This is a genomic window from Terriglobia bacterium, assembly GCA_020072845.1.
GTDB lineage: Bacteria > Acidobacteriota > Terriglobia > Terriglobales > Acidobacteriaceae > JAIQGF01.
Map to the genome: position 1 here is coordinate 110,484 of JAIQGF010000005.1, position 13,919 is coordinate 124,402.

10 protein-coding genes are annotated in these 13,919 nt (G+C 61.4%); 9 read left to right on the forward strand and 1 reads right to left on the reverse strand.

Going from position 1 to position 13,919, the window contains the following annotated elements:
• Window positions 1-136 precede the first annotated feature (136 nt).
• From LAN70_05245 to LAN70_05265, 5 genes are all read left to right on the forward strand, one after another.
• Window positions 137-1,333, forward strand: a complete 1,197-nt coding sequence (locus LAN70_05245; protein ID MBZ5510560.1) for an efflux RND transporter periplasmic adaptor subunit — start codon at window positions 137-139, stop codon at window positions 1,331-1,333.
• Window positions 1,330-4,479: an efflux RND transporter permease subunit gene (locus LAN70_05250; GenBank protein MBZ5510561.1), complete on the forward strand. Its 3,150-nt coding sequence runs from the start codon at window positions 1,330-1,332 to the stop codon at window positions 4,477-4,479. Before LAN70_05245 ends, LAN70_05250 begins: the two co-directional genes overlap by 4 nt.
• A 300-nt stretch (window positions 4,480-4,779) precedes the next feature.
• Window positions 4,780-6,333, forward strand: a complete 1,554-nt coding sequence (locus LAN70_05255) for a glycosyltransferase family 39 protein (GenBank protein MBZ5510562.1) — start codon at window positions 4,780-4,782, stop codon at window positions 6,331-6,333.
• Window positions 6,334-6,572: 239 nt separating this feature from the next.
• On the forward strand, window positions 6,573-7,790 hold the full coding sequence (locus LAN70_05260; GenBank protein ID MBZ5510563.1) for an ABC transporter permease: 1,218 nt from the start codon (window positions 6,573-6,575) through the stop codon (window positions 7,788-7,790).
• A gap of 220 nt (window positions 7,791-8,010) precedes the next feature.
• The gene (locus LAN70_05265; protein MBZ5510564.1) at window positions 8,011-10,095 is read left to right on the forward strand and encodes a carbon starvation protein A; all 2,085 of its coding nucleotides are present in this window, start codon (window positions 8,011-8,013) and stop codon (window positions 10,093-10,095) included.
• Window positions 10,096-10,256: 161 nt separating this feature from the next.
• Here LAN70_05265 and LAN70_05270 read toward each other — a convergent pair whose 3' ends face one another.
• Window positions 10,257-10,877, reverse strand: a complete 621-nt coding sequence (locus tag LAN70_05270) for a hypothetical protein (protein ID MBZ5510565.1) — start codon at window positions 10,875-10,877, stop codon at window positions 10,257-10,259.
• Between the two features lie 63 nt (window positions 10,878-10,940).
• Here LAN70_05270 and LAN70_05275 point away from each other — a divergent pair, with 63 nt between their 5' ends.
• The 4 genes from LAN70_05275 to LAN70_05290 all read left to right on the forward strand — a co-directional run bounded on the left by LAN70_05275 (window position 10,941) and on the right by LAN70_05290 (window position 13,739).
• A complete protein-coding gene (locus LAN70_05275) occupies window positions 10,941-11,228 on the forward strand; it encodes a hypothetical protein (protein ID MBZ5510566.1) in 288 nt (95 codons plus the stop codon).
• 118 nt (window positions 11,229-11,346) lie between these two features.
• Window positions 11,347-11,613: a hypothetical protein gene (locus LAN70_05280; protein MBZ5510567.1), complete on the forward strand. Its 267-nt coding sequence runs from the start codon at window positions 11,347-11,349 to the stop codon at window positions 11,611-11,613.
• A 125-nt stretch (window positions 11,614-11,738) separates the two neighbouring features.
• Entirely contained in the window at window positions 11,739-12,728 is a 990-nt protein-coding gene (locus LAN70_05285; protein MBZ5510568.1) for an arsenical pump-driving ATPase GET3, read from the forward strand.
• A 3-nt stretch (window positions 12,729-12,731) separates the two neighbouring features.
• The gene (locus LAN70_05290; GenBank protein ID MBZ5510569.1) at window positions 12,732-13,739 is read left to right on the forward strand and encodes an ArsA family ATPase; all 1,008 of its coding nucleotides are present in this window, start codon (window positions 12,732-12,734) and stop codon (window positions 13,737-13,739) included.
• Window positions 13,740-13,919: the final 180 nt, after the last annotated feature.

The window sequence follows — 13,919 nt, forward strand, 5'->3', positions numbered from 1 at the left end:
GAATTGCAAGATGTTCCCCGCGATCCACGCCGTAAACACAGGTAAAATGTCGGCATCGGCCCGAATCCTCGGCGCAAATCGCAGCATCGAAGAGTAAGCGGTCACTTACTTCGCCCGCGGGGTATTGCCGACAAAAATGAACAGTCAAGAACACATGAGGCCCCGCTCTTTGAAATTGCGCAATCTCTCGATCCTGCTGGTCGCGATCGCGGCCATTTCCCTTCTGCCCGGTTGCAGCAAGAACACCGCGCAGGCGGCCGGTCAACGTCCCCCGGCGCCCGTCATCGTCGCGACCGTGGACCAGCGCGACGTCCCGGTTCAGGTCACCGCCATTGGCAACGTCGAGGCGTATCAGACGGTACAAGTCCGCTCGCAGGTGAATGGTCAGATCGAGCGCGTGTTCTTCAAGGAAGGCGACGACGTCCGCAAGGGTCAAATGCTCTTCCAACTCGACAAGGCGCCGTTCCAGGCGGCACTGGAGCAGGCCGAAGGCAATTTGCAGCGCGACCAGGCGAATGCCGTCAACGCGCAGGCGCAGGCCGGACGCTACACCGCCCTGGAGACCCAGGGCGTGATTTCGCGCGAGCAGGCGGAACAAATGCGCACCCAGGCGCAGGCGAATGCTTCCGCGGTTAACGCCGACAAGGCCGCGGTGGACGCCGCCCGGGTGCAACTGCGCTACACCGATATCAAGGCGCCGATTGATGCCCGCGCCGGAGCCTTGCTGATCAACGTCGGCAACCTCATCAAGGCCAACGACACCCCGTTCCTGGTGCAGCTCAATCAGATTCAGCCCATCTATGCGACCTTTTCGGTTCCGGAAACGCAGCTCCAGGCGGTGCGGCAGTATTCCGCCGGCGGACGTCTCAAAGTTCTTGCCTATCCCAAGGGCCAGACCGCCAATCCCGCCGAGGGCACGCTGACCTTCATTGATAACGGCGTAGATCCCACCACCGGCACGGTGAAGCTCAAAGCCACCTTCCTCAACCAGGACAGGCGCCTGTGGCCGGGTGAATTTGTTGACGTGGTGCTGAATCTTTCGGTTCGCAAGAACGCGATCGTTGTCCCGACCAAGGCGATTCAGACGGGCCAGCAGGGTAGCTACGTTTTGACCGTGTCCCTGGACAATACGGCCAAGGCGCAGCCGGTCCAGACTGTCGGCACGTTTGAAAACCTGACGCTGGTTGCCGGCGGTCTCGCCAAGGGTGACCGCGTCGTCGTGGATGGACAGCTCCGGGTCGTGCCCAATGGAAAGGTCATCGTGCAGGGCACGGCTTCCCCCAGCGCGTCGGCGGCTCCCGCGGCGGCGCCGCCGGCCGGAGGCAGCCAGTGAGTATCTCCGAGCTCTTCATCAAGCGGCCGATCATGACCACGCTGGTCATGGCCGCCATTTTGATCTTCGGCATTTTCGCCTACACGCTACTGCCGGTGAGCGACCTGCCCAACGTGGACTTCCCCACCATTCAGGTGATCGCGCAACTGCCCGGCGCGAGCCCGGAGACGATGGCGTCCTCGGTGGCGACCCCGCTGGAGAAGCAGTTCTCCACTATCGCCGGCATTGATTCGATGACCTCGACCAACGCGCTGGGCAGCGCCAACATCACCATCCAGTTCAATCTCAGCCGCAGCCTGGATGGCGCCGCGCTCGACGTGCAGTCGGCTATTTCCAAGGCGGCCAGCCAACTGCCGCCCGAATTGCCGACGCCGCCGTCGTTCCAAAAGGTGAATCCCGCCGACCAGCCCATCCTGTATCTCGCCGTCAGCTCGCCGACGCTGAAGCTTTCCGACGTCGACGAAGCGGCCGAAACCACCCTGGCGCAGAACATCTCGATGGTGAACGGGGTGGCGCAGGTCGCCGTTTTTGGCTCCCAGAAATACGCCGTCCGGGTGCAGCTCGATCCGCGCCAGATGGCCAGTCGCCAGATCGGGATCGACGAAGTGGACAGCGCCCTGCAAGCCGGTAATACCAATACCCCCACCGGCACGCTCTACGGTAACGCCCACACCTTTACGCTGCTGTCGAACGGTCAACTGCAGAACGCGGCCCAGTTCGGCCCCATGATCGTCGCCTACCGCAACGGCTCGCCGGTTCGCCTGAATGAACTCGGCCGCGTCATTGACAGTGTGCAGGACGACAAGAGCGCCAGTTGGTACAACGGCGACCGCGCCGTCGTCCTGGCCATCCAGCGCCAGCCCGGCACCAACACGGTCGAAGTCGTGAACGGGGTGAAGGCGCTGCTTCCCCGCCTGGAGCAGCAGATTCCGGCCGCGGTGCGCGTTGACACCCTGTACGACCGCTCGGAGTCGATTCGCGCCTCCGTGAACGACGTGAAGTTCACGCTCCTGCTCACCATCGCTTTGGTGGTCATGGTGATCTTCCTCTTCCTGCGAAACATCTCGGCCACCATCATTCCGTCCTTCGCGCTGCCGATGGCCATTATCGGCACGTTCTCGGTGATGTACCTGCTCGGCTACAGCGTGGACAACTTGTCCCTGATGGCGTTGACGCTCTCTGTGGGATTCGTGGTGGACGACGCCATCGTCATGCTGGAAAACATCGTCCGCCACATGGAAATGGGCAAGAGCGCGATGCAGGCTTCCATCGAGGGCTCGCGCGAGATCGGCTTCACCATTCTCTCCATGACCATCTCGCTGGCGGCGGTGTTCATCCCGCTGCTGTTCATGGGCGGCATCATCGGCCGCCTGCTCCACGAGTTTGCCGTCACCATCGGCGTCGCCATCCTGGTGTCCGGTTTCGTTTCCCTCACCCTGACCCCCATGCTGTGCAGCCGCTTCCTCAAGCACCAGGCGGCCAGCGAGCACGGCCGCTTCTATCAGGTCACCGAGCGCCTCTTCGATGGCTGGCTGCGCGGCTACGACTGGTCGCTGCAGAAGGTTCTGCGCCACAAGTTCGCCACCCTGATGGTTTCCTTCGTCGTGATCGCTCTGACGGCGTACTTGTTCGTGGGCATCAGGACCGGATTCCTGCCCGACGAAGACCAGGGTCTGGTGTTTGCCTTCACCGAAGCGCAACAGGGAATCTCGTTCCACGACATGTTTGACCTGCAACAGAAGGTCACCGAGGTCGTGCGCCAAGATCCCAACGTCATGAACCTGATTTCTTCCATGGGCGGGAATCCTTCTTTCGGCGGTTCCCTGAACCAGGGCCGGATGTTCTTCCGCTTGAAGGACAAGAAGGACCGCGTCAACCACATGAGTGCGGCGGAGATCATTCAGGAACTGCGCCCCAAGGTGGCGCAGGTGCCCGGCATCAACGTCTTCCTGCAGATTCCTCCGACCATCCGCATCGGCGGCAACCTGACCAAATCGCAGTACCAGTACGCCTTGCAGACGCCCGATTTACCCGGACTTTATTCCAGCGCGCCCAAGCTGGAAGCGGCCTTGCGCAACCTGCCGCTGCTGCAGGATGTAACCAGCGACCTCCAGGTCAAGAACCCCCAGTTGACCATTCAGGTGGACCGCGACAAGGCTTACGCCCTGGGCGTGACCCCGGGCCAGGTGACCGACGCGCTCTACTCCGCCTACGGCACGCGCCAGATCAGCACCATCTATACGCCCAACAACGAGTACTACGTCATCGTCGAGCTGGCGCCGCAGTTCCAGAACAATCCGGCCGAGTTGTCCTCGCTCTACATTCGCTCCAACGCCGGCAAGCTGGTCCCGCTCGACACCGTCTCCAAACTCGTACCCTCTTTGGGTCCGCTCACCGTCAACCACCTTGGGCAACTGCCGGCAGTCACCATCAGCTTCAACCTGAAGCCGGGCGTCGCGCTCGGGGACGCCACCCACGCCGTCGAGGAACAGGCACGCAAGATCCTGCCGCCCGACATCGTCGGCACCTTCCAGGGCACGGCGCAGGCCTTCCAGCAATCGTTCACCGGCATGGGACTGCTGCTGGTCGCTGCCATCCTGGTCATCTACATCATCCTCGGCGTCCTCTACGAAAGCTTCGTCCACCCGCTCACGATTCTCTCCGGCCTGCCCTCGGCCGGTGTGGGCGCGTTGCTCACGCTGCTGCTCTTCCACCAGGAGCTGAACCTGTACTCCTTCGTGGGCATCATCATGCTGATCGGCATCGTCAAGAAGAACGCCATCATGATGATTGACTTCGCGCTGGAGGCCGAGCGCAAGGAAGGCAAGTCGCCGGAGGAATCCATCTACCAGGGCGCGCTCGTCCGCTTCCGCCCCATCATGATGACCACCATGGCGGCGCTGATGGGCACGTTGCCTATCGCCATTGGTTTCGGCGCCGGCGCCGATGCGCGCCGCGGGCTCGGCCTGGCGGTGGTCGGCGGATTGCTCTTCTCGCAGCTCGTGACCCTGTACATCACGCCCGTCTACTACGTGTACCTCGACCGCCTGCAGCACAGCTTCCAGAGCTGGCGCGAGCGCCGCAAAGCGCAATCCATTCCGGAACTCGGCGAAGCCGCGCTCCTCGGACAGCAAGCCGACGACTAGGGTGGTGTCGGGTACTGAGGATGATCCATTACAAGTAGCGGCTCATCGTGCATTCGGATAAATCTCGTGAAATCCCCATATCACCAGCGTTGGGCCGGGAATCCCGTTTCGGGTGAAACAAGTGATAAGCGCTGTGGCTGTTCACGCCAGTTGACGACAGAAATGCACTCCGAAGGCATGCGAAGAAGAATCCTTCGCGGTAGATGAGCGTCCATCGAGGGGGTGTTGTTTCGTGCGCCGTGTTTAGGTAACCCTTCGAGTTCCGGGCCGTCTAATTCGTGATCTTGCAAGCGAGGGCAGATGGCATCAGCAAATGTTGGGCGGAACCTCTGGCAACATACTGCGGATGCTCCAGGCGACACCCGTACGGATTCTTCACCTAGGGCCAAAGCCGTGGCGGTCATCGCCGTAACCGTCGCAGCCGTTCATCTGCTCACGAACGGCCGCTATGGCTTTCATCGTGACGAGCTTCAGACCTTAAGCGATGCCATGCATCTGGACTGGGGATTTGTGCCATATCCGCCGTTCACGCCTTTTCTGGAGCGAATAGGCCTGGGAATGTTCGGAGTTTCGCTGGTCGAATTAAGGCTGTTCTCAGTCCTCGCGCAGAGTGCAGCAATCGTCGTCACTGGGCTTATGGCAAGCGAACTTGGCGGCGGGCGCTGGGCGCAGGCCGGCGCGGCTCTTGCCGTTGCTGTCTCGCCGCTGCCTCTGTTCGAGGGAACAGAATTTCAATACACGACCTTCGATTACCTGTGGTGGGTGTTGACTGCTTATTTCGTGATCCGCCTGCTGAAGACCGAGAACCCGCGATGGTGTTTGGCGATTGGCGCGGTGGTTGGCATTGGCCTGATGACCAAGTACACGATCGCGTTTTTCGTGGCGGGAATTCTGATTGGATTGCTCCTGACGGGCGCACGACGCTATCTAGCAAGCAGGTGGCTTTGGGCGGGAGTTGGTCTGGCGGTGCTGATCTTTCTGCCTAATTTGCTCTGGCAACTGCGACACGATTTCATCTCCTTGCATTTCCTCCGGTATATCCACGCGCGCGATGTCGGCGAGGGGAGAGCAGAGGGGTTCTGGCAAGCTCAGTTCTTATCCAACGCCAATCGTTATGCGGCACCACTGTGGATCGCCGGCCTGATCGGTTTCTTGCTGAACCAGCGCTACCGAACGCTGGCGTGGATGTATGTAACTCCCCTTGTGATCTTCTGGCTGACGAGAGGACGCGGTTATTACACGGGAGCGGCGTATCCAATGCTGATGGCCATGGGCGGTGTCACAATCGAAGACTGGCTGAAACACCTGCGACGCCTCTGGCGCGGGATCATCCAGATCGCGTACCTCATCGCGCTGATCGCGTGGGGCGTTTACGTTTCCACTGTGATTCTCCCCCTCGCGTCAAGCGGTCCGCTCCGGGATCGTGCTCTCAATAACAACGGAGACCTGCGCGAAGAAATCGGGTGGAACGAATTGGTCAAGACGGTCGCTGATATTCGGGACTCCTTGCCTGCGGAGCAGCGGCAGAACGTTGGGGTGTTGGTCGGCAACTACGGCGAGCAGGGCGCAATCGAGATACTCGGTCCCGCCTATCACCTGCCTCCGCCCATCAGTGGTACGAATTCCGCATGGTTTCGGGGATATCCCTCCTCGCCGCCGCCCACGCTGATCGTTGTCGGGCACTCGCGCGAGTACATCGATAAGATGCTCACCTCGTGTCAACTCGCCGGCCATAATAGCAATCGCTATGGCGTGCATAACGAAGAGGCCGACGATCACCCCGACATCTTTGTGTGTGGTTCCCCGCGTCTGCCATGGCCCGAATTCTGGAAGCGATACCGGAGCTTCGGCTAAAGCGCCGCAGACAAGATGTCGGATATTCGCACCAATATTCAATCGTTTGAGTCGTTTGCTCTTCAACTGGCGTGAAATCCCCGACTACCGGGCGGTGTAGTCGGCTACCCGGACAAATGCATTGGTGCTCGTAATTGTTGTGAAATCCTTATCACTAGTTAAGCGGGTATTGATAACGGTCAACCTCGACGGACCAACGTCCTCTGCTCACTGTCCCCTGGCGTAAAATGATCTCGTCCATGTCTCCCCGCGCCATCATTCGCGAAGCCTTGCGCGCTCTGTTCCGCAACAAATTGCGGAGCACGCTCACCGTGCTGGGCATCACCATCGGCATCGGCGCCGTCATCTGCGTCGTCGCCATCGGCCAGGCCGGCTCCGCCCAGGTAGAGGAGCAGCTCAACAATCTCGGCGACAACTTTGTGTGGATCGAAGCCGGTTCGCGCGCGCCCAGCGGCATCCGCACCGGCAGTCATGGCACCAAGACGCTGCTGCAGAGCGACGTCGAGGCCATCCTCAAGCAGGTGCCGCTCATCAAGCTGGCCTCCGCCAACGTCGATTCCCACACCCAAATCGTGTACGCCAATAAAAACTGGTTCACCGGCTACCGCGGCGTCGCCCCGGAATATTTCCAGATCAAGCGCTGGCCGATGTCGCTGGGCGCGCCCTTCACCCACGCCGACGTGGAGCGCGCCAGCGACGTCTGCGTCATCGGCGAGACCGTGCGGCAACAGCTCTTCGACATCGAAGACCCCATCGGCAAGGTGATCCGCGTTGGTACGCTTCCCTGCCAGGTCATGGGCGTGCTGGTTGCCCGTGGACAAACCGGCTTCGGGAACGACCAGGACGACACCGTCGTCATGCCCTACACGACCGCGCAGAAAAAGCTGAAGGGCACCTCCTGGCTCGACGATATCGTGTGCTCCGCCGTTTCTGCGGATGCCATCAATCCTGCCATCCAGCAGATTGCCGAGCTGCTGCGCGACCGCCACCACATCCGGCGCGGCCAGGACGATGACTTCAACATCCGCCGTCCCGACGAATTCATCAACGCGCAACTGGAAGCTCGCCGCACCTTCTCCCTCCTTCTCATCTCGATTGCTTCCGTGTCCCTGCTGGTCGGAGGCATCGGCATCATGAACGTGATGCTGGTCTCCGTCACCGAACGCACCCGCGAGATCGGCGTCCGCATGTCCATCGGCGCCACCGATGGCGACGTCGCCAAGCAGTTCCTGGGCGAAGCCGTCATGCTCAGCCTGTTCGGCGGATTGTTGGGCGTCGCTTTCGGGGTGGCCGCTTCCTACCTCGTCGGACGCGCCCTGCAATGGCCCATGGAAATTCCGCCGCAAGCCATCGTTATCGCGGCGCTGTTCGCCGTTGCCGTCGGCGTCTTCTTCGGCTTTTATCCCGCGCGCAAAGCCTCCAAGCTCGACCCCATCGAAGCCCTCCGCTTCGAGTAGGCTGCAGACGCCGGTCTCCGGTCGCCCGGTCCTGCCGCCTGAAGACTGGCGACTGACGACTTCCCTCATCACAGCACCCTGTGCGTTCTATCACCGTTTTCCCGGACTGTTTGACATAGCGTCACGCTGTATTGACGCGGCCTGCGCCACATGCTTCCCAATTTGGGAACCGGAAGCGCTCGTCTCGCCCCCCAGTTTTGTCCGTGATTCGGAGGATTCGATGAAGATCCGGCTCACTATCCTCGCCTTGGTCCTCATTCCCGTTCTGGTGGCAGGCGGATTTGCGGTCACCCACAAGCCCATGACCGCCCCCGTGGTCGCGGTTCTCGGGGCGGTGATGATCTGGCTCGCCTACACCCGTTACGCCCGGCGCATTGATGCCGATGTCATCCGTCCCGATGACAAGAAAGCCACGCCGGCGCGCATGTACATGGACGGGGTCGATTTCATGCCCACCAGCCGTAATGTGCTCTACGGCTATCACTTCAAATCCATCGCCGCCGCCGGACCCATCGTCGGTCCCATCGCCGCCGCCACACTTTGGGGCTGGATGCCGGCGCTGCTGTGGCTGACCCTCGGGGTTTCGTTCCTGGGTTGGGCCAGCGACTACTCGGCGATCGTGGTCGCCGTCCGCAACGACGGCAATTCGCTGTCCGCCATCGCCCACCGGCTGATTGCTCCCCGCGCCCGCATCATCCTGTTCGTATTTATCTTCTTTTACCTGTTGCTGCTCGCGGGAGCATTCGTCGGCATCATGGCGGGCATTTTCGATCCCCGCGCCGACGTTCCCTTTGGCATCTTCATGCTCGCCATCATGGGCCTGCTGATGGGGCAGATGCTCTATAAGTGGAAAATGGACCTGATCCTGGTGACCTTCATCGCCGTGGCGCTGACGCTCGGCGGCATGGCGCTGGGCGCCAAGGGCATCAGCAGCGCCAAGGGCACGGGGCCTGATGGCAAGCCGGCGGCCGCCATCGTTTTCGGCGGCCCGATCAATTCGCAGGTAGTGAGACTGGGCAACCTCATCAACCGCATCAGCGGCCGCGAGCCCCTCTACACTGTGGTCGATCCGACCAAGGCCGACCCGCGCCTGGCGACCACCATCATCACGCCCGACGGCAAGGTGGTGCCCAAGTACGTGGACCAGACCGGCGCCATCAAGATGATGCCGTCGTTCATTTTCTGGTGCCTGATGGTGTTCGTCTTCTCCTACCTGGGGACCGTATTGCCCATCTGGCGCTTCGCCCAGCCGACCAACTACATCGGCTTCTGGGTGACGTTCATCACCATCGGGCTTTCGGCGCTGGGCGCCATTGTCGGCGGCGTGCGTGCGCTGCTTGGCAATCCCGAGATGATCAAGGCCGTCACCTTCCAGACCAAGGTGTTCACCACCTGGATGCCGATGTCGCAGGCCAAGGACGCGGCCGGCGGCCTCCTGCAGGCCGTTCCTGCCATCCAGCCGATCTGGCCGATGCTGTTCGTGACCATCGCCTGCGGCGCCATCTCCGGCTGGCACGCGTTGGTCGGCTCCATCGGCACGGCGCGCCAGCTCGAATATGAAACCGACGCGCTGCCGGTCGGCGGCGGCGGCATGTTCTCCGAGAATGCGCTCGCCCTGCTCTCGCTGGTGGCGGTTTCCATCGCCGGCGGCGCGGGTGCGGGAGCGTTCGCGGCGGGCGTCGGCAAGCTGCTCGGCATCGTCACCTTCGGCGCCATTTCCCCGGCTTACGGCACGGCTCTGGGCTTCGGCGTGTTCGTGGTGATCGTGCTGACCATGGTGCAGCTCGTCTTCCGCGTCATGCGTGTGACCTTGGGCGAGTGGCTCGGCGATGCCTGGGTTGGCTTCAAGAACCCGCACATCTCCGCCATCGTCTCCATGGCCCTGGCGCTGGCGCTGGTCCTCAGCGGCACCTGGATCTACCTGTGGCAGTTGTTCGGCGCCTCCAACCAGTTGATGGCCGCTCTCAGCCTGCTGATCGTCAGCCTGTGGTTGAAGTCCATCGGCCGCAGTCCGCGGTACGCCTTCTGGCCGATGATCTTCATGTACGTCACCACCATGGCCGCGATCCTGGTGACCGGCTACAACCTCTACGCCAGCATCCTGTCCAATCCCAAAATCGCGGCGCAGCCGATCAATACCTTCGGCGCGATTGCGATGTTGATTGTGGCCGGGTTGCTGTTCATCGCCGCGCTCTTCATCGCGTACGACGCATTCAAGGCGTGGCGCAAGCTGGACCTGAAGGGCGTCACGCCCACTCCCGCCCGCGACCGTGAACGCCCGCTGACGGCGGCAGCGCACGATTAGTTGTGGAAGCGCACGGCTAGAGGTGGAAGCGCACGGCGGAACTTGTCCCGACCCTGAGCGCAGCGAAGGGGAGGGAGCCGAGCGAATAAGGACTTGCTACTTGTTGTCATTCCGAACGGGCGACCCGAGCGACAGCGAGGGAGCCCGCGAGGAATCTGGGTTCACAGCTTTTGCATGACCGCGCGCATGGCTTCGAATACTTCGCGCGGCTCGTGCTTGCGCACTTGATCGAGACGCCACTGCGCTTCCAGTTGAGGTTCGGTGGCGCGCAAGGTGAACCGCACCAGCGGGCAGCCTTCGAGTGTGGCGGCAGCAAGCACGTCAAGAGCCGGACGCTGTTGCTGTGGCGCGGAGGCCACCAGCGGCGCCGGCGCGGTGGCCGGGACCCAGCCTTCGTGCTTTTCGGCCACGGCCAGCGTCCAGGCGTTTGGGTCGTGGGCCACGATTTCCAGCCGCGGGTGCTTGTTCAGCGTCCCGCGGAAAATAAACAGGTCGCGCCGGCCGCGCAGCCGGGCGATCCACCACAGCAGCGCCACGTCGCGCGGCTCGAGTACCACCAGCACCTCGGCCTCGCGAAACGGCGGCTTCGCTTGACCGATTTTGAGCTCGACGACGGACGAGCCCAGCCAGCGCAGCGTGGTCTTCTCGCCGATCAGCGGCAGGCCTCGTTGCAGCCAGCGCAGCGCGTCCTCGCCCTTGCGGACGTTGCTGTGCGTGCCGGCTGCGAACCAGCCGACCACCAGGACAACGACGGCGATGAACAAAACCAGGTTGAGCGACATGCCCGACGCCACCGCAGGGCTATTGTGGCATGCGCGGCGCTCGCGCGGCTATGACGTATGAACATGGGGGCAACGGCAGTGTCGGGTGAGGCATGGCGCAAGGTCCGCGAATTCATCCATGGCTTTTACGCCTATGAGTTCGAGCGCCAGGCGCTGGAGATGCGCGGCGAGATCGAGTCGGTGTTCATGCTGCTCACCTTTGGAGACATGCTCGGCGTGCCCGTGCTGCCGCCGCTGTACTCGCTGCGCCTGCTGCCCTACGTCGTTCCCCAGGTCGAGACCTGGAAGCGCCGTGTCATGCGCGAACGTGATTTGTCCGACAAGGAAGAGTTTCACTTGCACGGAGTTTGAGGATTGACGAATTTACGTATTGAAGAATTGACGAATTGGTCGGGCAGCCTGACCTTCCACCGCCCCCAGGAATCCGTCAATCCGTAAATTCTGCAATTCGCCAACCGAGGAGAACCGCATGTCAGAAGAAGAAAAACAGGGTTTACTGAGCAAGTTAAAAGAGATCGCCTATGGCATGAGCACTCATGACATGTCGCGCTACGCCATGCGCACGCGCGCCAGCATGGAGCACCTGTTCATCCTCATCACCATGGGCGACCTGATCGGCGTTCCCATCCTCCCGCCCTACTACTCGCTGCGCCTGCTCCCCTACGTGGTCCCGAACATCGCCACCTGGAAGCGCCGCATGCTGCGGGAGAAGGACGTTTCCGACGCCATGTTCTAGGAAGTTCTCGGTCCTCGGTTTACGGTTTTCGGTAATAAGTGCTCGTCTTGGTTTTGCCTACCGACCACCGACAACCGATAACCGAAAACGTTTTGAGCATTGATTTCGCACTCATAAGGACTCCTATGTCATTCAAAGAAACCTTCGAAGCGAACAAGGAACGGCGCTACATCATGTTTGGCGGCAAAGGCGGCCTGGGCAAGACCACCTTCTCCGCCGCCACCGCTTTCTGGCTGGCGCAGCAGGGCCACAAGGTGCTGGTCTTTTCCGTGGACCCGCAAGCCTCGCTCAGCGACATCTTCCAGAAGGATATTTTCGGCAAGGGCGCGGTCAAGATCATGGACAACCTCTACGCCCAGGAAATTGACGCCGACAGCCACATCAAGAACTACCAGAACGAGATTCGCAAGAAAATCCTCGACATGTACGGCCTGGACAAGGTGCCGGAAGAGATCGAGCACTACATCCAGGCGGCTTCGGCCGAGCCCGCCATGGAGGAATCGGCCATCTTCGACGCCGTGGTCGACATCGTAGTCGGCGGCGACTACGACTACTACATCTATGACCTGGTGCCCCTCGGCCACGCCCTCTATTACCTCTCCATGGCCAAGGTCTATGACGAGTGGATCAACCGCATCACCAAGCTGCGCGAGGAAATGCGCCAGCACGAAGAGATGGTGGCGCGCATCAAGCGGCAGAAGACCACCGAGGAAGATCTCGTCCTCACCGAGTTGCTGTACATCAAGAACCGCATCAACCAGTCCTCCGGCATCCTCACCGACCGGAAGAAGACCGCGTTCTTCTTCGTCGTCGTGCCCGAGGAGATGATCATCCTCGATACCGTGAAGGCGGCGCAGTTGTTTTCCAAGTTCGACGTGCCCATCGCCGGCTATGTCGTCAACCGCGTGCTGCCGCCGGAACTGGCGGGCCAGGACATTCCCGCCTACCTCAAGAATCGCCTCAAGATGCAGGGGCGCTACCTGGAAGAGATCGATAAGACCTTCGGCAAGCAGGTGATCAGCCGCGTGCCCGAGTTGGAACGCGATATCACCGGGCTGAAGATGATCGAAAAACTCGCCGGGCTGATGTACGGCAACGGAAACGGGAGGCACTGAGCCATGCCGGAGATCAAGACTTCACTCACCGATTTCATGACCGAGCACCCGCAGATGAAGTTCAGCTTCTTCGGCGGCAAGGGCGGCGTGGGCAAGACCGTCATGGCCGGCGTTACCGCTCTGCACCTGGCCGGGCAGGGCAAGCGCGTCATGCTCGCCTCCACCAATCCGGTGCACTCGCTCAGCGGTTTGCTCGACCAGGACGTTTACGGCAAGCCTACGGCGGTCAAGAACGTTCCCAATCTCTGGGCCTACGAGATTGACACCAAGGAGACCATCGAGCGCTCCAAGCAGGACATCAAAACCAAGATCCGCTGGTTCCTGAAGTTCGCCGAAATCTCCACCCAGGCGGATATGTTCGTCGAGAGCGCCACCATGAACCCGGCCTTCGAAGAGTCGGCCATGTTCGAGAACATGGTGGACCTGATGTTCAAGAACGAGTACGACGCCTACGTCTTCGACACCGCGCCCACCGCCAACGCCCGCCGCCTGCTCGGCATGAGCAAGGTCTATTCGCTGTGGGTAAACAAGATGGTGAAGTCGCGCGAGGAGGCGCAGTCCCTCCGTGACCTGTTCTCCTTCACCAAGAAGAAAGAGGCCGACCCGCTGATGGACTACCTGCTCAGCTTCCGCGAGCGCATCGCGCACGCCCGCGATCTGCTTACCGATCCGGCCCTGACCGCGTTTTTCTTCGTCACCCTGCCGGAAGCGCTGCCCATCGCGGTCATCAAGCGCTTCATCAACTGGTTTCACGATTTCGGCATTCCCGTCGGCGGCGTCATCGTCAACATGCTCATCGACAAAGCGCAGGTGCGCACCGACTCGCCCGAGTTTGTGCGCAACCGCGTCGCCATGCAGGACAACTACATGGCCGAGATTTGGCGCGACTTCGACAACGTGCGCGCCGTCGTCCCCTTGTTCGATGATGAAGTCCGCGGCACCGCGGCGTTGAAGATGGTGGGAGACTACGCCTTTCCGCAACCGGTCGCGGCCGCCGGGACGGGCAAGTAAGCTTCACGATCTTCTAGGAGTCTCATTCTTTCTTGCCCACCCTTCGGAAACCGCGAAGGGTGGGGCACCCACGTTTTGCTGGGGATTAAAGGACGCGCCACCCGCCTCGGGAGTCATGTCCTGACACACCGTCCGCAACGCGTCATTGCTTTCCGCCATCCTTGGAGAGGAAGACCCCCC

What these genes read in the sequence shown, in the direction of transcription:
- LAN70_05245 (MBZ5510560.1), top strand. Translation starts at nt 137, where the DNA reads ATGAACAGTCAAGAACACATGAGGCCCCGCTCTTTGAAATTGCGCAAT.
- LAN70_05255 (MBZ5510562.1), top strand. Translation starts at nt 4,780, where the DNA reads ATGGCATCAGCAAATGTTGGGCGGAACCTCTGGCAACATACTGCGGAT.
- LAN70_05260 (MBZ5510563.1), top strand. Translation starts at nt 6,573, where the DNA reads ATGTCTCCCCGCGCCATCATTCGCGAAGCCTTGCGCGCTCTGTTCCGC.
- LAN70_05265 (MBZ5510564.1), top strand. Translation starts at nt 8,011, where the DNA reads ATGAAGATCCGGCTCACTATCCTCGCCTTGGTCCTCATTCCCGTTCTG.
- LAN70_05270 (MBZ5510565.1), bottom strand. Translation starts at nt 10,877, where the DNA reads ATGTCGCTCAACCTGGTTTTGTTCATCGCCGTCGTTGTCCTGGTGGTC.
- LAN70_05275 (MBZ5510566.1), top strand. Translation starts at nt 10,941, where the DNA reads ATGGGGGCAACGGCAGTGTCGGGTGAGGCATGGCGCAAGGTCCGCGAA.
- LAN70_05280 (MBZ5510567.1), top strand. Translation starts at nt 11,347, where the DNA reads ATGTCAGAAGAAGAAAAACAGGGTTTACTGAGCAAGTTAAAAGAGATC.
- LAN70_05285 (MBZ5510568.1), top strand. Translation starts at nt 11,739, where the DNA reads ATGTCATTCAAAGAAACCTTCGAAGCGAACAAGGAACGGCGCTACATC.
- LAN70_05290 (MBZ5510569.1), top strand. Translation starts at nt 12,732, where the DNA reads ATGCCGGAGATCAAGACTTCACTCACCGATTTCATGACCGAGCACCCG.